General features: G+C 61.6%; 11 protein-coding genes. 4 read left to right on the top strand and 7 right to left on the bottom strand.

Features of this window, described 5'->3' with window-relative positions:
- Positions 1-180 precede the first annotated feature (180 nt).
- Positions 181-1,953 (bottom strand): ABC transporter transmembrane domain-containing protein, encoded by a 1,773-nt coding sequence (locus tag HDE79_RS12995; protein ID WP_184602397.1) that lies wholly within the window; start codon positions 1,951-1,953, stop codon positions 181-183.
- Positions 1,954-2,674: 721 nt separating this feature from the next.
- Between HDE79_RS12995 and HDE79_RS12990 the strand changes: the two genes are divergently transcribed.
- Together HDE79_RS12990 and HDE79_RS12985 are read left to right on the top strand one after the other, a co-directional pair.
- Positions 2,675-11,098, top strand: coding sequence for a YDG domain-containing protein (locus tag HDE79_RS12990; protein WP_184602396.1), 8,424 nt, complete (start codon positions 2,675-2,677; stop codon positions 11,096-11,098).
- 85 nt (positions 11,099-11,183) lie between these two features.
- A complete protein-coding gene (locus HDE79_RS12985) occupies positions 11,184-12,866 on the top strand; it encodes a ShlB/FhaC/HecB family hemolysin secretion/activation protein (RefSeq protein ID WP_184602395.1) in 1,683 nt (560 codons plus the stop codon).
- Positions 12,867-13,050: 184 nt separating this feature from the next.
- Here the strand turns inward: HDE79_RS12985 and HDE79_RS12980 are convergent, their stop codons facing one another.
- From HDE79_RS12980 to HDE79_RS12970, 3 genes are all read right to left on the bottom strand, one after another.
- Positions 13,051-14,244 carry a hypothetical protein gene (locus HDE79_RS12980; RefSeq protein WP_184602394.1) on the bottom strand — a complete coding sequence of 398 codons (1,194 nt, stop codon included), beginning with the start codon at positions 14,242-14,244 and terminating at the stop codon, positions 13,051-13,053.
- The gene (locus tag HDE79_RS12975) at positions 14,241-14,795 is read right to left on the bottom strand and encodes an RNA polymerase sigma factor (protein ID WP_184602393.1); all 555 of its coding nucleotides are present in this window, start codon (positions 14,793-14,795) and stop codon (positions 14,241-14,243) included. The genes HDE79_RS12980 and HDE79_RS12975 overlap by 4 nt, the downstream gene beginning before the upstream one ends.
- 134 nt (positions 14,796-14,929) lie before the next feature.
- Positions 14,930-16,801, bottom strand: a complete 1,872-nt coding sequence (locus HDE79_RS12970; protein ID WP_184602392.1) for a VWA domain-containing protein — start codon at positions 16,799-16,801, stop codon at positions 14,930-14,932.
- A 112-nt stretch (positions 16,802-16,913) separates the two neighbouring features.
- Between HDE79_RS12970 and HDE79_RS12965 the strand changes: the two genes are divergently transcribed.
- Complete coding sequence (locus tag HDE79_RS12965; RefSeq protein ID WP_184602391.1) at positions 16,914-17,387, top strand: DUF1456 family protein; 474 nt, start codon at positions 16,914-16,916, stop codon at positions 17,385-17,387.
- A 120-nt stretch (positions 17,388-17,507) separates the two neighbouring features.
- Here the strand turns inward: HDE79_RS12965 and HDE79_RS12960 are convergent, their stop codons facing one another.
- Entirely contained in the window at positions 17,508-18,026 is a 519-nt protein-coding gene (locus tag HDE79_RS12960) for a lysozyme inhibitor LprI family protein (protein ID WP_184602390.1), read from the bottom strand.
- Positions 18,027-18,110: 84 nt separating this feature from the next.
- Complete coding sequence (locus HDE79_RS12955; RefSeq protein ID WP_184602389.1) at positions 18,111-19,025, bottom strand: prohibitin family protein; 915 nt, start codon at positions 19,023-19,025, stop codon at positions 18,111-18,113.
- A 368-nt stretch (positions 19,026-19,393) separates the two neighbouring features.
- On the opposite strand from HDE79_RS12955, the gene HDE79_RS12950 reads away from it, so the two are divergent.
- Entirely contained in the window at positions 19,394-19,750 is a 357-nt protein-coding gene (locus tag HDE79_RS12950) for a response regulator (protein WP_184602388.1), read from the top strand.
- Positions 19,751-19,792: 42 nt separating this feature from the next.
- Here HDE79_RS12950 and HDE79_RS12945 read toward each other — a convergent pair whose 3' ends face one another.
- Positions 19,793-20,305: a VOC family protein gene (locus HDE79_RS12945; protein ID WP_184602387.1), complete on the bottom strand. Its 513-nt coding sequence runs from the start codon at positions 20,303-20,305 to the stop codon at positions 19,793-19,795.
- Positions 20,306-20,360: the final 55 nt, after the last annotated feature.

Below are 20,360 nucleotides of genomic sequence, written 5' to 3'. Positions count from 1 at the left end.
CTATCTCCCCGTATAAATCGAGCATGTTGGAGGGGATGTGACCCGCCTGACACTGCCGGAAGTCACGGCTATGAAATGGGTCGGGTTCATTTCAAGGCAGGAGGGGCGGTGATAAATAAACCGCCCCCTTTTTTGATCATGACTTAGTCATGATTTCAAGACCGGGCTTTTCGACGTCCCTCAGGCCACAAACTGCAGTCGCGCCAGCTCAGCGTACAACCCGCCTTCGGCGAGCAGATTTTCGTGCGTGCCTTGCGCCACGATGCGGCCGCCGTCCATCACCACGATGCGGTCGGCGCGTTTGACGGTAGCAAGGCGATGGGCGATGACTAGGGTGGTGCGGCCTTTTTCCAGCCGCTCCAGTGCCTGCTGGATAGCCGCCTCGGATTGCGCATCGAGTGCCGAGGTCGCCTCGTCCAGCAGCAGCAGCGGTGCGTCGCGCAGGATGGCGCGGGCGATCGCAATGCGCTGGCGCTGTCCGCCGGACAGGCGCACACCGCGTTCGCCCAAGGCGGCATCGTAGCCATCGCCGATCGCGCTGATGAACTCATGCGCTTCAGCTGCACGGGCTGCTTCGCGCACCTCGGTATCACTGGCCGTCTGGCGGCCGAAGCGGATGTTGTCCGCGGCACTGCCGCCGAAAATCACCGTTTCCTGCGGCACTAATGCGATAGCGCCGCGCAGCTCTGGTAGCGCCAGCTGGCGCAGGTCTATGCCGTCCAGCGTGATGCGGCCGGACTGCGGATCGTAGAAACGCAGCAGCAGCGCCAGCACGGTGCTCTTGCCGGCGCCGGACGGGCCGACCAGCGCCACTGTTTCGCCTGGTTGGATGGTCAGATCAAAGTCGTACAGCGCAGGGGCATCGGGGCGCGTGGGGTAGTTGAATGCCACATGCTCGAACCGCAACGCGGCGCGAATCGGGTGGGGCAGGTTGATCGGTTGTGCCGGGCTGGCGACGTCTGCTTTTTCATTGAACAGCTCACCGATCCTTCCCATGGCGCCGGCGGCGCGCAGCACGTCGCCCCAGACCTCGCTAAGACCTGCGACTGAGCCGGCGGCTAAAATCGCGTAGACCACAAATTGGCCGAGCACACCGGGATCGAGTGTTTTAGCCATCACTTCGCGCGCGCCGACCCAAAGTACCAAAGTGATCGCGCCAAATATCAACACAATCACCGCGGCGGTGAGTAATGAACGCATCCCGATGCGCTCGCGTGCAGTGCTCAGCGCGCGCCGAATCGCGCTGCCGTAGCGCTCACTCTCGATGTCCTCACGTGAATACGCTTTTACCGCTGGTGCGGCGTTGAGCGTTTCATTGGCAATGGCGGCGGCATCAGCGAGACGGTCCTGGCTGGCACGTGAGAGCTTTTGCACTCGCCGGCCGAAGATAAGTATCGGCAGCATCACCGCGGGAATAACCAAGGCCGTAAGGCCGGCAAGCTTCGGACTGGTCCATGTCATCGCGACGATGCAGCCCACCAGCATGACAGCGCTGCGTAAAGACACCGAGATACCCGAACCGATCAGTGCTTGCACTACTTCAGTATCTGTACCCAATCGCGAGATCAGTTCGCCGACGCGGCTGCGCTCAAAAAAGCCGACGTCCAGTCGGATGACATGGGTGTAGAGTTTCTCGCGTAGCGAAGCCAGCGCCCGCTCGCCGAGCAGAGCGATGCAGAAATAACGCGCTGCAGTGGCCACGGCCAGCACGAGGGACACGCCGAACAAGCCAAGGAAAGTGGCATTGATGACGACCATGCTTGAGTTGCCGAAACCCCGATCGATCATCTGCCGCAGTGCCATCGGCAATACCAGCGTTGCACCTGAAGACAACCCCAGAAACACCAGCCAGCCGATCGCCAGTGCGCGATGCGGTTTGAGGAATGGCCAGAGCAGGCGCAATGCGCCGATTTGGCGAACGGAGCGGGGTTTGTCGTTGGCGGAATCGCTCATGAGTTCTCGCAGAGTGGATCGATGGTGCGCGGCCCGCTCTCGCCAAGCAGCGAAACCTTGTACCGAACGTGGGCATTGCCATTGAAGGTGGGGCGTCTGGTCGCCGATTCAATCCAGTCGCCTGGCCGCGCTTCGCTCGTGGCTGATGTCGACGATGCGCGCCTGCACCTCGGCAACTCGGTTTTCCGGCAATTGCTGTTGCAGCTGGACGCCATCGGTGTCAAAACTTTCCGCTGTCGATATCTGCTTGCCACTCCTTTACGCGTGCCTTGAACAACGTCAATTCGGCGAAATCGTAGTGCACGCCTAGCAGCTGGCTCATCACGACAATCGGCGGTCGTAGGCATTCCGTCGCAGTGTCGTCATAGGCGCACAGTAAGCAGCCGGCGCCAAGCTTGATGCCCGCAGACCCATAAATAATAGGCATGGAAATCGGTGGCACCCTAATTCTCGCAAGCACTTCTCGTGTGTTTCGCAGCGTTCATATGCATCGACACGATTTCGTGGACACCTGACGCGTTGATGTCCATGTCGGAGAGAAAGCTCAAGTAGCTGAACAACTAGGTTAAATTTTGTGAATAAAGTCACATTCTTCAATACTTGATTTATAGTAACGGCTGGGGATCCACGGTCCACGGCTATACAAGCAAATGCTGGAAAACGCTTGAGCCACTGATGGAGTTAGGAGCCCATCTGATGTCCATACAAGGGGAATTCCATCATGAATCATGTCTATCGCCTGTGCTGGAATCGATCCAGCGCACAGTGGGTACCGGCCTGTGAGTTTGCCCGCAGCACCTCGCCCGCGCCTTCCCGTGCAAGGGTAATAGGCCCGCGTACGGCATGGTTTTCGGTACTGGCGATGTACTTGGGTATGACCGGGCTGGCGTGCGCCAGCGCAACGGGTGGGCAGATCACGGCAGGCTCGGGCCAGATCACCCAGAGCGGAAACACCACGACGATCCAGCAGAGCAGCCAGAACCTTTCGCTGAACTGGCAAAGCTTCAACATCGGATCCAATCAGACTGTGGATTTTGTGCAGCCGGGTTCGAGTTCGATTGCGGTCAATCGCATTCTTGGCAGTACGGGCAGCACGATCCTCGGGCATCTCAATGCCAATGGTCAGGTCTGGCTGATCAATCCGAATGGCATCATCTTCGGTCAGGGCGCGCAGGTGAATGTCGGCGGCCTGGTCGCTTCCACGCTGGACGTCAACGACAGCGACCTCGGCTCCAACACACGCACCTTCAGCGGTAACGGCAAGGGCAGCGTGGTCAACCAGGGCACGCTGAACGCGGCCGACGGCGGTTACATCGCGCTGCTGGGCAACCAGGTATCCAACCAGGGGGTGGTCAGTGCGCGGCTCGGTACGGTCGCGCTCGGTGCCGGCTCGGCCGAAACGCTCACCTTCCAGGGCAACCAGCTACTGCACCTGCAGGTGGACCAGAGCACGCTGGACAACCTGGCCGAAAACCGCCAGATCATCCAGGCCGATGGTGGCCAGGTAATCATGACCGCCGGCGCCAAAGATGCACTGTTGGCCAGTCTGGTCAACAACACCGGCGTGGTGCGCGCGCAGACGGTGGAAAACCACAACGGCACCATCACCCTGCTTGGCGGCATGGCTTCGGGCACCGTGAATGTCGGTGGCACGCTCGACGCCAGCGCGCCGAACGGCGGCAACGGCGGTTCGATTGAAACCTCGGCGGCCAACTTCAAGTTGGCCAGCAGTGCGCTGATCACGGCCGGTGCGAAAGCCGGCAAAGCGGGCACCTGGCTGGTCGATCCCACCGACCTCGATATCAACCCCGGCGATGAGACTGCGCTCGATGCCGCACTGAACGGCGGTACCAGCGTCACGCTCACCACCTCGGCTACCGGTGCGCCAACAGGCGGCTTCGGTACGCCGGTGATCAGCGGGACCACCGCCGGTGATATCAACGTCAATACGGATATCACCTGGACCAATGCGGCTGCCAGCCTGACGCTGTCGGCGTATCACGGCATCGCGGTCAATGACACCATCACTGGCGCTGGCGGCTTGAACCTGACCGCTGCCACTGGCCCGATCAGCATCAACGCTGCCACCCAGGCGGACACGGGCGTAACGATGAACACGGCGGCGGGTGCGATCAACGTCGGCGCCGCGGTGAATAGCGCGGCCACGGTGGCGATGCATGCGATCGGCGGCAACTTCGCCATCGCCGCGGGCGGATCGATCACGGGTGGCACCGGCGCCACGCTCGGTACCAGCGCCAACTTCACCAACGCGGCGGGCGCTGCGGCGGTGACGGCGACGACCGGCAACTGGTTGATCTATTCGACCAATCCCACGCTGGATACGGCCGGTGGCCTCACGCCCAGCTTCGTCCAGTACAACGCGCCATTCGGCACGGCCGCGCTGGGCACTGGCAACGGCTTTCTGTACAGCCTTGCGCCGACCATCACGATTACCGGCCTGACCGGTAATGTCGCCAAGACCTACGACGGCACGACTGCCGCTACGCTCGCCCTCGGCAATGTCACCACCAGCGGCCTGGTCAACGGCGATGCGCTCAATGCCCTGGCATTGTCGGGCACCTACGCCTCATCGAATGCGGCTACAGGCATCAGCGTAACGAGTGCGGCCAGCCCGACATCGTTTGGTGTCACCACGACGGGCGGCCTTACCGCTTACGGCTACCAGTTCGCCGCAGGCGCCAAGAGCGCGAATATCGGCACCATCAACCCGTTGCAATTGATCGGCAGCATTGTCGGCAATCCAACCAAGGTCTACGACGGCACCACCACGGCGACGTTAAATTCATCGAACTACAGCTTCAATTTCGTGGCCGGGCAGGGCGCGACGGTAAGCCAGCCCAGCTCGGTCGCCTATGCCGGTGTCGATGCGGGCCCTGAGACCATCACAGCCACGCTCCGACCGACCAACTTCACCGCCAACGCCGGCACCAATTTCGCCAACTACATCCTGCCGACCACCGCGACCGGTCCGGGCACCATCACGCAGGCGCCGCTGAATATCCTCAATCTGCTGGCAACCGACAAGGTTTACGACGGCACGACCACCGACGCGCTCAACACGACCAATGCAGCGCTGAGCGGCGTGATTCCCGTCGATAACGGCAATGTCACGTTGAATGCTGCCGGTGCTACGGGCGATTTCAGCCAGGCCAATGTCGGCAACAATCTCGCCGTCATCGCCAACCTCGCCACCTTCAGCATCGGTGGTAGCGCGGCAAACAACTACATGTTGATCGCCCCGCAAGGCCTGAGCGCGGACATTACGCCGAAGGCGCTGACGGTGATCGATGCCACCGCCGCCAACAAGATCTACGACGGCACCACCACCGCGGCCCTCGACGTGAGCGGGGCAACTCTGTCGGGCTTGGTTACCGGCGACACCACCGTAACGCTGGCCGATGGCAGCGCCGCCGGCAGCTTCAGCCAGTCCGATGTCGGCAACGCCCTGACCGTCACCACCTCCGGTTTCAACCTCGCCGGCACAGGCACAGGCAACTACACCCTTTCGCAGCCCGTGCTGACCGCCAACATCACGCCGAAGATGCTGACGATCGCCCTCGATTCCGCCAACGCACCTACCAAGATCTACGACGGTACCGATGCCGCCAACCTGACTACCGGCAACTTCGACGTTAGCGGATTTATCGCCGGCCAGAGCGGCTCCGTTGCGCAGGCGTCGGGTACGTACAACAGCCCGAACGTGCTGGGTGCGACGACGGTCACGACCGCGTTGCAGGCGTCCGACTTTGCGGTTGGCTCAGGCACGAAGCTTTCCAACTACAGCTTCCCCGCGACCGTTAACGGCGCCGGCTCGATCACCCCGGCACCGCTGGACACGGCCATCGTCAACAATCCGACCAAGACCTACGACGGCACCAACACGGCCACGCTGACGCAGAACAACCTGGGCTTGAGTGGCGCGATCGGTAGCGAACAGATCACCGTCAACAACGGGACGTATTCCGGTGCTTACGCCACGGTCAACGCCGGCACGCAAAACGTCACTGCCACGCTCACGGCCGGTGATCTGACGTTCGCCAACGGTGCCATAGCATCGAACTACATCCTGCCGCTGGTATTCAACGGCCTCGGCACCATCGTTCCGGCGGCCCTCGGCATTTCCGCAAGCATCAACGGCGCGACCAAGGTCTACGACGGCACCACCGACATCACCCTGCTGCCGGGCAATTTTGTTCTGTCCGGCTTTGTGAACGGCGACAGCGCCGTGATCAACCAGAATATCGACGGCACGTTCGCCAACAAGAATGCCGGCACGGGCATCGCGCTCACTGCCACCCTGGCGGATGCCGACTTCACTTTTACCCCGGGCACCGATGCGGGCAACTACACCTATCCGGTGATCGCTTACGGCACGGGCTCGATCACGCCACGGCCGCTGACCGTCACACTCGGCAGCATCACCAAGGTCTATGACGGCACCAGTAGCGCGCAACTGAACTCGGCCAATTTCACCGTCGATACCGGCGTGGCCGGCGAAAGCTTCACCATCACGCCGACGGCAGCGTTCAACTACAACACGCCCAACGTCAGCGCCACGACGGTGAGCGGCACGCTCACCGGCAACAACTACACCGGCACGGGTGGCGCACTGAAGTCCAACTACGTTCTGGATTACGCACCGACCGGCTCCGGCACGATCACCCCGGCGCCGCTGTTCATCACCGGCGTCTACGGCACCGACAAGGTGTACGACACCACCAACGCCGATCCCTTGAATGTCACCAACGCTGCGCTGGCGGGGCTGGTCGATACCGATACGGGCGACGTGACCCTGTCGACTTCCGGTAATTCGGGCCAGTTCGGGCAAGTCAATGTCGGCACAGGCCTGTCCGTGACCGCGAGCGGCTTCACGATCAGCGGCACGCAGGCCGGCAACTACAACCTGATGCAGCCGACCGGCCTGTTCGCCAACATCACGGCCAAGTCCATCACGGTCACTGGCGTCACCGCCGAAAACAAGCCCTACGACGCCACCAACACAGCCACGCTGGATACCGCTGCGGCCGCGCTGAGTGGCGTGTTTGCCCAGGATACGGCGAACGTCGATCTGTCGACGATCGGTACCGGCGTGTTCAACAACGTCAACGCCGGCAATCGACTGGTCAACACTAGTGGCTTTGCCATCGACGGCACGGCTTCGGGTAATTACACACTGGTGCAGCCGGGCCCACTGGCTGCCACGATCACTCCGCGGCAGCTGACCGCAAACATCACCGGCACGCCGACCAAGGCTTACGACGGCAGCAACTCGGCCACGTTGACTGCCGCTGATTACACGCTTGGCGGCTTCGTTGCCGGGCAGGGCGCGACCGTCCCGCAATCGGCGACCGCCAACTATGCGTCGCCCAATGCCGGCAACAATCTGGAGGTCGATTCGACCCTGGTTTCGTCGGACTTCCTGGCGAACTCGGGTACCAACCTGGCCAACTACGTCCTGCCGACCAGCGGCCAGGGCTTCAACGGCGTGATTACGCCGTACGTGCTCAACCTCAGCGGCACCCGCGTGTACGACGCCCTGACCGACGCCAACGGCAATCTGTTCGGCACGCTCACCGGCCTCAACGGTGACACCTTGACTGTCGATGGGTCAGGCGTGACCGGCAGCAAGAACGTAGGCACCTATACCGCCGCGTCTGCCGCGCCCGCCAATTTCCAGCTAGGCAGCCTGGGGCTGGTCTCGGCCGGGAACGGAGCAATCGCCACCAACTACACCTTGGTGGGGGGCGCCGACAAATTCGTCATCACCAAGGCCACGTTGAACGTGATCGACGGCTCCGCCGCGAACAAGATCTATGACGGCACCACCGCCGCCGCCGTCAGCGGCGCCCAGCTCAGTGGCGTGTTGCTCAGCGATGTCGTGGCGCTCACCAATCCGACCAAGGGCACGTTCAATAGCAAAAACGTGAACGCGACGAGCGTGACGACTGCCGCTGGCATCAGCGGCACGGATTCCGGCAATTACATCCTGGTGCAGCAGAGCGGCATCCTCGCGACGATCTCGCCGCTGGCCATCACCATCATCGCCACCGGTGCCAACAAGATCTATGACGGCACCACGGCGGATTCCGGCCTGACCGTGGGTCTGTCGTCATCGACGCCGCTGGCAACGGGTGACACGTTGACCTACACCTTCGGCTCGGCGGCCTTCGCCGATCCGAATGTCAACGACGGCATCCTCATCAACGTCGCCAACACCGCTGCCCACGGCGCCGCGGTCACCGCCGGCGACTACACCTTCAACACCAGCGCCGTGACCGCGGCGAACATCACGCCGCGCCCGATCACGCTGAACTCGACCCGTCTTTATGACGGCACAACCGATGCCGATGCCAGCCTGTTCACCGTGAACACCGGCGTCGCGGGCCAGGCACTGACGCTCACCGGCAGCGGTGTGCTGGACGGCAAGGATGTTGGCACGCAGGCTTTCAATAGCCTCGGCACGCTGGCGCTGGTCAGTGGTACCGGATCGGCCAGCAATTACACGCTGTCGCCGTTTACCGCCGATACGGTAACGATCAATCCATTGATCCTCGACCTCACGGGCAAGCGTGCGTATGACGGCCTGACCGATGCGGCTGGCGGCCTTTTCGGCACGATCAATGGCATCGGCGGCGAGACCCTGACCGTGGCCGGATCGGGCGTGACCGGCAGCAAGAATGTCGGCTCCTATGCCTCGGCGGGAACTGCACCGAACACCTTCACGCTTGGCACGCTCGGCCTGGTCGGCGACGCTGGCACCGCGGCCAGCGATTACACGCTGATCGGCGGCGTCGACAATTTCACCATCACGCCGCTGGCGATCAACGTGGCCACTACGGCGCCAGATAAAACCTATGACAGCACCACGACCTCCACGATCACACTGATGCCCGAGGGCGTGATTCCCGGCGACAACATCAGCTTCGCCAGCGGCCCATCCAACTTCGCTTCGCCGAACGCCGGTCCCGGCACGGTGACGACCGTCAACATCGCCGCCACTGGCACCGACGCATCCAACTACAGCTACAACACCACCTCGACGACGCCGGCCAACATCCTTCCCGCGCTGATTACGCTGAACGCGACACGGCCATACGACGGTACCACCAGCGCCGATGCCAGCCTGTTCACCATCGGCGGCACGCTCACCACCGGCATCGCTGGCCAGACCCTGACCCTTACTGGCAGCGGCACGCTGGACAGCAAGAACGCGGCACTGGAAGACTTCGCCGGGCTTGGTTCGCTGACGTTGGGTGGCAACAACGGCAGTCTTGCCAGCAACTACACGCTGGGGACCGGTACGGGCGATACGGTCGACGTTACGCCGCTGAATATCACCGTCAGCGCGGCAGCGGCGAACAAGGTTTACGACGGCACCACCACCGCGGCGGTCACGCTGACCGGCAACGGCGTGATCGCGGGCGATAATCTGAGCTTCACCGACAGTTCGGCGAATTTCGTCAATCCGAACGTCGTGGGCAACGAAACCGTCAACGTGCTCGGCATCACCGGCAGCGGGAAGGACCTGGCCAACTACAACATCCTCAACACCAGCGCGACGGCCACGGCGATGATCACGCCGGTGCCGATCGTGCTGCAGTCCACACGCGTCTACGACGGCCTGCCCGACGCGGCTGCCAGCCTGTTCCTCACCGGCGGTACGCTGGCTGGCATTCCGGGGCAGACGCTGACGCTGACCGGCAGCGGCGTGCTGACCACCAAGAACGTAGGCAGCCAGCAGCCGTTCCAGAGCCTCGGCACGCTGGCGCTCGGCAACGGTACCGGCACCGCCAGCAATTACACACTGAGCCCGATCAGCAACGACTGGGTCACCATCACTCCGCTGGCGCTCAACATCACGGCCACCGGTAGCAACAAGACCTACGACGGCAGCAACGCCGCGACAGTCGCGCTGACCGGCAATGGCGTGCTGCCGGGCGATCAGCTCAGCTTTACCGACGGCTCGGCCACGTTCGCCTCACCCAACGCCGGCAACGGCATTGCGATCGCGGTGAGCGGCATCAGCGGCAGCGGCGCGGACCTCGGCAATTACACCTTCAACACCACCGCGACCACGGCGGCCAACATCACCCCAGCCATTCTCAACCTCAACGGCACGCGTACCTATGACGGCGCCACCGATGCGAGCGCCAACCTGTTCGGCAACAACGGCGTGCTGACCGGTGTCAACGGTGAAACGCTGACGCTGGGTGGCACCGGTGTGGTATCGACCAAGAATGTCGGTACGAACCTGCCGTTCGCCCCGGGTGGTCTGGCTGGCTTCACCCTCACTGGCGACGGCAGCGCATTGGCCAGCAACTACACCTTCGTCGGTGGTACTGATACGTTGACGATCACACCGGCACTGCTGCAGGTAATCGGCACGGTCGGTACCAATCGCGTCTACAACGGCCTCACCGGCGACACGCTCAGTGGCTCGATGCTGTCCGGTCTGTTCGGCAACGATGCGGTCGCACTGGGCAACGACACCAGCGGCACATTCGACAGCAAGAACGTCGGCAACAACAAGCCGATCACCACCGCGATGACCATCAGTGGTGGCGATGCGGGCAATTACATCCTGGTGCAGCCGACCGGCATCGCCGCCAACGTCACGCCGCTGGGCATCACGGTCAACGCCATCGGCAAGAACAAGCGGTTCGACGGCAATAGCAACGCGACCGTCACGCTGAACAGTACCGGCGTGCTGCCGGGCGATGCAGTGGGCTTCAACTACCTCACCGCGCTGTTCTCCGATCCCAATGTCGGCAACAACAAGTCGATCGCCGTGAACGGCATCACCGACACCGGCGCGGATGCCGGCAACTACATGGTGCTCGATCCGGATACCACCACCACCGCCAACATCACCAATGCGACCGGCAACAGCGCCGTCAACGGCGCGATCGCGCAGGCACAGTGGCTGTTGTGGCCGCACGCCATCGCCACGCCGTATGGCACGGCGACGACGGATACGGTGAGCGATTACACCGGCAATCACAAAAAGAACCAGGACCAGACGCAGCCGATCGAACCCAACGTCAATCGTTCGGACTTCCGTCCCGGCATCGCGCTCAAGGTGATCGGTGGTGGCGTGCGGCTGCCGGCGGATGCACCGCTGTGAACTGGCGACATGACAGTTTGCGGGACGCAGCGCCACGCGACGCCCGTCCCGGTTTTTCTCTCCCCTCGGCTTCCGGCATTTTGCTATGACTACGCGCTCCACCTTTCCGCCCCTCTCCGCGCTCGGCCTGGCGTGCCTGCTCGCTACCGGCGCAGCGCAGTCGCAGTCGCGTCCGCCGGACAGCGGCCAGATCCTGCAGCAGCAGACGCCACGCACGGCCACGCCGACCCCGTCGTCGAATACGGGATTAACCATCCAAAGGCCGGCTGAAAGTGCGGCGGACAGCAATGTGCCGTTCCAGGTGACGAAGATCGAAATCACCGGCAACACGCTGGTGTCGACCGATCTGCTGCATCGGCAGGTCGCCTCGAGCGAAGGCCAGACGCTGACGCTCACGCAACTCAACGTGCTGGCCGCGCGCATCACGCAGGTCTACCACCAGCTCGGCTATCCGCTGGACAGCGCGTACGTTCCGGCGCAGACGCTGAACGGCGGCGTGGTGCGCATCGCTGTGGTCGAAGCGCGCTACGGCACGGTCAGCCTGGACAACCAGAGCACCGTGTCCGACCACCCATTGCGTGCCACGCTGTCGCCATTGTCGCCGGGCGTGCCGGTGGAGCAGGGCTCGCTCGATCGCAGCCTGCTGCTGCTGTCGGATATCCCGGGCGTGATCGTCAGTTCGGTGCTGCGTCCCGGCGCTACGGCGGGTACGTCCGATCTCGCGGTAACCGCCACCCCGGCACCGCGCTATTCCGGTACCGTCGGGCTGGACAATTTCGGCAACACCTATACCGGTCGCGCGCGCTTCACCGGCACCTTCGATATCAACAGCCTGCTGCATCAGGGCGATGTGCTCGACCTCAACGCGATTACCTCCGGCGCCGACATGAGCTACGGCCGGGTTGGCTACAAGTACCTGCTCAATGGCCAGGGCACGACGATCGGTGCCTCGGTATCGGCGCTGAGCTATCGGCTTGGCAACGGCCTGCAGGATCTGCACGCGCACGGCACCGCGCAGGTGCAGAGCATCTATCTCTCGCAGCCGATCATCCGCAGCGCAACGAGCAATCTCTACGGCCAGATCGAGTTCGACCACAAGCGACTGAACGACGATGTCGACGTGACCGCGATCGACACCAATCGCCATACCGATTCGTGGACTGCCACGCTGGCCGGCGACCATATCGACGACCATGGCAATTTCAACTACATGGTCAGCGCCACCCACGGCGATCTGCGGTTCGACAACGACCTGGCGCAGTTCATCGATGCGATCAGCGCCAATACGGCGGGCAGCTACAACCGTTACAACCTGTCCGTGTCGCGGTTGCAGACGCTAAGCACCAACAATGCGCTGTATGTCGGCTTCACCGACCAGTGGGCCAGCAAGAATCTGGACTCATCCGAGCAATTTTTCTTGGGCGGACCGAACACGGTGCGCGGCTACGATGTCGGCGAACTCACCGGCGCGCAGGGCAACCTGGCGACGATCGAGTTCCGTCATCACCTGGAGCTGTCCTGGCCCGGCGCATGGCAGGTCAGCGGCTTCGTCGACAGCGGCCATGTCGAGCCGTACAAGACCACCTTTGTCCCTGGCCCGAACAGCGCTCGCATGAACAGCGCCGGCCTCGGCCTGAACTGGAACGGTCCCAACAACTGGCTGGTCAGCGCCAGCATCTCGGTTCCGGTCGGCAACACCCCGGCGCTGCTCAACGAAGAATATTCCACCCGATTCTGGTTGCAGGTGCAGAAGGGTTTTGCGTTCTGAGTGGCCCGCCATGATGTGATCGGCCTGACAGGCCTGCGCGGGTTGGCAGGTCTGTTTTTATTTGGGTCATCTACGCAGCACCGATCAGGTAGACGCAGGCGTGATACAGCCGTCTGCAGCACACGCTTCTTTGCCGATAGCGGTCACGTGCAGCCGTGCAGGGCCAGCGTTTCCGGCATCGCGTTCACGGTTCGCCTAACCGCGCGCGCAGTGATGAATCGAGACTCCAGGTCGGGTGATCGCGATGGAATTGCTGCAGGCGGCGCTGCGCTTCAGTGTCGTTGTGTTGCGCGAACAGCGCATTGATCTTGGCGAGTTCCTGCGCGGGCGTATCGCTAGGCTGTTTGGCGGTGTCCGTTTGATTCACTGACGATGAGAATGCGGGTGCCGGCGCGGGGGCCGGCATCGGCGCTGATCTGCCCGCAATGATGATGGATGGTTCGGGTGACGGAGTGGCCATCACCACTGGCGCAGCGTCAGACGGAATATTCGCGATGGCGGGAGCGGGCGCAGGTGCTGGCACCGGGGTAGCTGGTGGCGGACTTGGTGCCGGTGGGGCCGCTGGCCGCGCGATGGTTGTGGCGCTGAACGCGACGATGTTCGCATTCGTCGGGGCGGGCTGCGCAAGAGCAGTCTGCATTTTCTCTGGTTGCAACGTCGATGAATTTCCCGATGTATAAGCCTCGTGGCTTGGCGATACCGGTGCGCTAGAAGACATTTCTTCGAAAGGTGGCGGCATGCTGGCCACGCGCGATTGCATGGCAATGGCTTTTTCAGCGACCGCGCGGGGCGATTTGCGTATCGCGTTGGAGACGATACTTGAATCGATAGTTCTCGCGCGCGGCTTTACGGGTTCGGTGGGATGCACCACTGGCGTGCGCAAACTTTCTTGTGCCGCCACGACTGCACTGGCGACCGGCGCCATCGGAGTACCCTCGCGCGCGGCAGGCACAACTGTCGAAGCCGCGGGTATGGCAGCCCGATAGTCCGCACCGTCCGCGGCGGTCGAAGCGCTGTTCGGCATTTCGCGCATATGCCACGCCACGCCGGCCACCAGCACCAGCGTGGCCGCAGTGGCCAAACCGATCAGCCAGCGCGGCGCGGCTTTCCTTGGGCGAGCAGCGCCAATCGGTGTAACCACATCGGACGCATTTTTTGGAGCTGCATACGTCGCCGCTGAAGCTTCGGCATGAAGGCGCTGCTCACTCTGTTGTGTCTCGGATGCGATGGCTGCCGCTGCGGCAAGCCGCACTGCGGCATCAAGCGCCGGTCCCGGTTCGTTTCGCAGCAGCTGGCGATAAAGCGCCGACAGCTCCGCTTCGCCGGGTAGCGCGTCGTCCGGTTCCATCGGGTCTTGCGGTGGCAGATGCGTGGTCATTCGGAGAGTACTTCGCGTAATCGATTCATGGCATAGCGCAGGCGCGACTTGACCGTCTCGCGGCCGGTGCCGGTCACCGAGGCGATTTCCTCCAGACTCAATTCCTGTTCCAGACGCAGAAGAATGACTTCACGCTGCTCGTCGGGCAACCGGTCGATCGCATGCTGCAGGTTGCGACGACGCTCCAAGTTGGACAGCGCGTGCTCGGGCTGTTCGCGTTCGGGCATCGCCACGTTGGATAGCGCAGCCTCCGCTTCGTCGCCGACGGCCATCGGTTTTTGCCGACGCAGGCTGTCCACGATCAGGTTGTGCGCGATCTGCAGCAGCCAGGTGCTGAATTTCGCCTGTGGCTGATAGCTCGCGCGTGCGTTAATCACACGGCTCCAGGTTTCCTGAAAAAGTTCGTCGGTGCGATGTGGATCGCGCAGGCTGCGAAGCAGGTAGCGGTATAGCGTGCCTCGGTGTCGCGCATACAAGGTTTCGAACGCGACGAGATCGCCGCGCGCGTAGGCAAGCATCAGCATTGCATCGGGGTCGACCGCCACATCCATGGCGGTCGAGGTTAATCCTACGGCGCGGTGCGGGGAAGCGTTTGCCGAAAACGACATCATTACGGGTTCTGGAGAGCGGCGGCGATCGGAGAATAGCGATCCCGATATCGCCGCCGTGCCTGCGAGTCAGCCACTCAGCGCGCGGCCGTGGCAGCTTCCGCCTGCGTGCGCGTCGACAGTCCATCAGCCAGGTTCACCAGCTGTACGAAACCGGCGCGATAGCCGTTGGCATCGTCGCCGCGCGCGCCAGCCGCCAGCTTCGCGATCTGCGCATAGCCGTAGCCGTCCAGATATTTGCCGCCGCGCAGTGCATCGGCGAATGCGGCCACGGCCGCGGCATAGCGCAAACGGCTACTCGCGGTAGTTTGTGGCTGAGCTGCGATCGGCGTTTCGATCAACCGGCTTTGCGACTGGTCGGGCAGCTTGTAGCGCAAGCGCAGAAAGGCCAGTTCGCCGCTACGCGTGGCGGAAGGCTTTTGTTCGCCATCTTGCGCGTAGCGCAGCGGATCGATACGACCAGCGTCCGAGCTTTTGGGTGTGATCTCATAGATGGCGGTGACGTTGGCGCCGGCACCAATTTCACCGGCATCGACCTTGTCGTTGTTGAAATCCTCACGCTTGAGCATGCGCTTCTCGTAACCGATCAGACGGTATTCCTGCACTTGTGTGGGGTTGAATTCGACCTGGATTTTCACGTCCTTGGCAATCGTCAACAAAGTGGATGACATCTCATCGACCAAAACACGGCGTCCTTCCTGCAGGCTGTCGATGTAGTGGTGACTGCCGTTGCCGGCATCGGCCAGCATCACGCCCATCGCGTCGTTGTAGTTGCCTTCGCCGAAGCCGAGTGTGGTGAGCGTAATGCCGGTTTTCCGTTTGTCCTCGATCTTGGTTTTCAGCGCGTCTTCGCTGACGGTGCCGACATTGAAGTCGCCATCGGTGGAAAGGATGACCCGATTCACGCCGCCCTTGATGAAACCCTGCTCGGCCTGGGCGTAGGCCATGTCGATACCGGCGCCGCCGTTGGTCGAACCGTAGGCCTGGAGGCTATCAATGGCAGCATCGATCGTGGCGTGCTGATCGCCGGGCGTGGAGGGCAGGGCAATGCCGGCAGTACCCGCATACGTGACGATGGCCACGCGATCCTGCTTGCGCAGCTCGCGCACCAGCTGCTTGAGTGATGCCTGCAGCAGCGGCAGCTTGGCTGGCTCGTTCATCGAGCCGGAGGTATCGATGAGGAAGACCAGGTTGGATGGGGGAATCTCTTCCTTCGGCACGCGGTAGCCCTGGATGCCGACCAGCAGCAGCTGTCGTTTGGCGTTCCACGGCGCTGGCGCCAGCTCGGTGGTGACGCTGAAAGGCTGCTCGCGACTGGCCGGCGGCGTATAGCCGTAGTCGAAGTAGTTGATGAATTCCTCGGCGCGCACCGCATCGGCCGGCGGCAACTGCCCCTCGTTCAACATGCGTCGCACGTTGGTGTACGAGCCGGTGTCGACATCGATGCTGAAGGTCGACACCGGCTGTTCGCTGACCAGCTGCACGGAATTGGTATCGCGGTGCGTGTAATTCTCGCGGTCGATGTCGCCCGGCATCGGCTGCAGCGGCATGTAGCCGATACGCATCGCGTTGCCGCCGGTGATCCGCATCGCCATGGCGGGGGCTGGCGCCGGCATCGACATTTCCTGGATCGGCATGGGCGGCGTAGGCGCAGGCATGGGTGCAGGCATCATCGGCAGGGTCTTTCTTTGAAGAGCGTTAACGGCCAGAGCCTCGCTATGTGAGCTTGTCGAGGCGTGTACCGCCGTGGTCGCCATGGCCGACGGCTGCGGTGTCGTGGATGACTGTCCTGATGAATCCGCCGGTGTCTTAGGCTGGGTTTGTTGTGGATGGGATGGCGGCGGCGTGGGCAGCGCCGGCTTGTCCGGTTGGGGCTTTGATACGTCGCAGCCGGCCAGCCATACCAGCAGGGCGACCAGCAGACTGCATAACAGGGTTTTCAGATTCATGGGACGGGTCCTCCTCCGGTGGTGTGCTAGATGAAACGCAGCCACGGCGAAAAAGGGGTTGAGGGTGCAAGGCGCGGTAGCATGTCGGCTTTGGCGACACCATCGGAACGACATGATCAACAACGACGTACTGCGCAGCATCCGCTACATGCTCGACCTCAGCGATGGCAAGGTGGTGGAAATCACCAAACTCGCCGATGCGAGTTTCCCGATCGAGAAAGAAAATGTGCAGGAATTTCTGAAAAAGGACGAGGACGCCGGCTACGTGGAGTGCAGCAACAGCGTACTGGCGCACTTCCTCGATGGTTTGGTGGTGCAACGCCGCGGCCGCGACGAAAGCCTGCCGCCGCGGCCGGTGGAAAAGCGCGTCACCAACAATGTAGTGCTGAAGAAACTGCGCGTGGCTTTCGAGCTGAAAGACGTGGACATGCACCAGATCCTCGCCGACGCAGGCTTTCCGATTTCTAAGCCGGAACTCAGCGCGCTGTTTCGCCAGCCCGACCACAAGAATTTCAGACTGTGCGGGGATCAGCTGCTGCGGAATTTTTTGAAGGGGCTGACGTTGCGCGTGCGCGGTGGCAGCTGATGGATTTCCTGCTGCGTCTGCCAACGGCTGAGATGGAAAAGTGCTGCGACTTATCCCGACGTAACGTCTGCTATGGCCAATAGCGGACGTTCAGACCACGCTGACCCAAACGCATAGAGGTCATCCAGGTCCCGAAAAGAGTTCCAGCGCTTTGATGCGTTGGTCGGTAAGTTCCTTGCGGCACTCCAGTTCCATGACCGTGTGGATAGTTCCCGCCTTGTAGTTATTGAAGATCGCGGTGCAGTTATCGTCGCGATACTTGATCCATTCTCTTTCCGCAGCAATTAAAGAGGCCTTCGTGGACGCCGGGTACCATCGTCCGGCCTCATCATTAGGCCCCTCGAACAGCGCAAGAACACGCTGATATGTCTCGTTGAGCTTGGTATCCGCTGCCGCTGCATCAAGCGCCGCGCATTGGTTATTTTCTGGCGTGCTGTTTGGATGCTGGCAATCCAAAGCTGATGCCGCACTAGAAATTGCCATCAACATCACAAGAGCAAAGCACTTCATAAACGAGCAGCCTTTCATATGATGTGCGCCAAGCGTGACGGCGCCAACAACTACCAAAACGATACCCTTGTTGCGAGTGTTGACACAGCCTTTGCAATGGCAAATTTGAGGCAAAAAGTGTGCAGTCAACCCGATTCGGCGCAATGCCCGGGTCGATAGCGGGCATTACGTCGTTTAATATATTGAGTCAGCAAAGTACGTCGTCATTTCCGACTACTTCCCTGCGTCGCCACTCTTCAGATCAATCATCGGTATCGAGCCGGAGCCGACGACTTGTGGCAGGATGCCGTTCCAGCGTTGCATGCCGTAGAAGTGGACGTAGTCGGGGTTGGTTTTCAGGGCGTTGCCGACGGTCGCAATGGCCTTGGCTTGGGCATCGGCTTGCAGCACGGTGGACTGTGCTTCGCCGGTGGCGCGTTCGACGGAGGCCTGGGCCTCGGCGGAGGCGGTAACGGTTTTCTGCTGGCCTTCGAATTTCTTTTGCGCGACGGTGTTTTCGGCCTGCACGGCAAGGTTCTTCGCACGTACCGCTTCTTCGATGGACTGATCGAACACCGGCGAGTAGTGGATGCCAGTGAGCTGCACATCGATGGTGTCGACGCCGAACAGTCGCTGCAAGGCCTCGCTGACGTCCTTGCGCATCTGCAGCGTGATCTGCGCGCGCTGATCGGAGATGGTCAGCGTGTTGTACTGAGCGAAGGCAGCCAGCGCGCGATCGCGAACAACCGGCAGAATGGTGCCGTCGATATCGAAGTTGCCGGCACGGCCGACGTGGTAAAGCAGGTTCATCACCGCAGCACTGGGGATCTGGTAGATGATGCTGAGGTCGATGGTGACTTTCTGGTTGTCGTTGGTATAGACGTCCAAAGCGTTGAGTGTGTAGACCGAGCGGCTGGTCTGGATACGATCCACATTTTCGAAGAACGGTACTTTGAAGTGCATGCCGGTGGTCAGCGGTGCAGTAGTCATCGGCGTACCGCCGAGCCAGCGCGTACCGGCCTCTTCGCTGGGCGAGATGACGAAAACGCTATTCAAAAAAACCGCGATGACGACAACAGGAACGAGAATCTTCCAGGCGGTGAATTTTCCAGTGAGACCGGTGCCGCCGTTCAGCAGTAGATTTTTCATGTGACTTTCCATTCCCCTGAGTGTCGCCGGCGTTGATCGCGGCGAGGATGTGGAGCGTACACCTCGGCCGATGGCGGCAGCTACAGCGGCTTGCTGAAACGGGCTTGGTACGGCGAAGGCGGTAGTTAGCCGTTTTCCGGATCTAACCCAGAGGTGGACCCCGACGCCGGATCGCGCAACTTATTCGCCCTCCGAGGCCGGTGCTTTCTCTCGGACCGATCAGAAATTCGCTCAATCCGTTATGAATCACGGCTTGGCCATTCACTGATGCGACACAGGCCCGTCACTGATGGAAAGCCATTCTGCAGCCACTCAGGTTGCTTTGTTTTCGAGGCGCATGAAGTCCCGCACCGGTCAGGAGATGGTTTATGGGTTACAGGCCTCACGTTCTAATGGTTGAAGACGAGATGTTTATCGCAATGGTGCTGGAAGACGTCCTGTCTGACGCGGGTTATCAGGTGCATGGCGTGTCCAGCGTGGCCGAAGGACTGAAGGTTTCGCAGCGCGAGGACTTCGATGCGGCAATTCTTGACGTCAACTTGGGCAAAGAGCTGGTGTTTCCGCTGGCTGAGCAGCTGCGAGAGCAAGGCGTGCCGTTTGTATTCGCCTCCGGTTACAGCAAGGATGAAATCCCGGAAGATTTTCACAACTACGACATGCTGCTGAAACCATACGACTCGAAGACCATGCTGAATGCTGTCGCGACACTGTTGCGGGCTCGGTAGAGGGCCTCAAAATAGATGCTTCGCCTCGGCCTTTGAACCCCTCTATTGCACCGCCACCCTGGACGCAGGCGTTGTGGTCTGCAGCAAATCATCGGCTTTCATGCGGCTGACCAACTGCAACGGCTGGCCCCAAGGTGTAAAAAAGCTCACGGCGATCTTGCCTGCATCCGGCCCAGTAGTCAGACGGGTAGGCGATCCGATCAGTTGAACGTGATTGGCGCGCAGCCAAGCAGCAACGCTGGTGGCATCATCCGTATCGAGCGTCAGACCTTGTGGTAGGGCACTGGCATGCTGCGTGTGCCCAGAAGCCTGGGTGATTTCAACGGTGGTCTCGCGACCACAGGCCATCAGCGCAGCCTGTGCCGTCAGGGCCTGGCTGTCGTCGCTTATCACGCTGCAATTCATGACATCACGAAAAAAGACCACAGCCTGGTTCACGTTGGGGACTTGCACTGCAACGTAGTCGTCTCCCTCCGACGCGGCTTGGGAAACTCCGGGTAGCGCAGCAATGGCGAAAAATAAGGCGGTTAGCAGATGTAGCAGAGGTTTGTTCACGACGGGCGTCCGGTTTGATGCGACCAACGTGGTCACGACAGGTCACCCGTTCAAT

It is taken from the genome of Rhodanobacter sp. MP1X3 (genome assembly GCF_014207165.1).
In the GTDB taxonomy this organism is placed as follows: Bacteria; Pseudomonadota; Gammaproteobacteria; order Xanthomonadales; family Rhodanobacteraceae; genus Rhodanobacter.
Note: the sequence above shows the minus strand (reverse complement) of the source record. Positions and strands in the feature narration are given on the sequence as shown.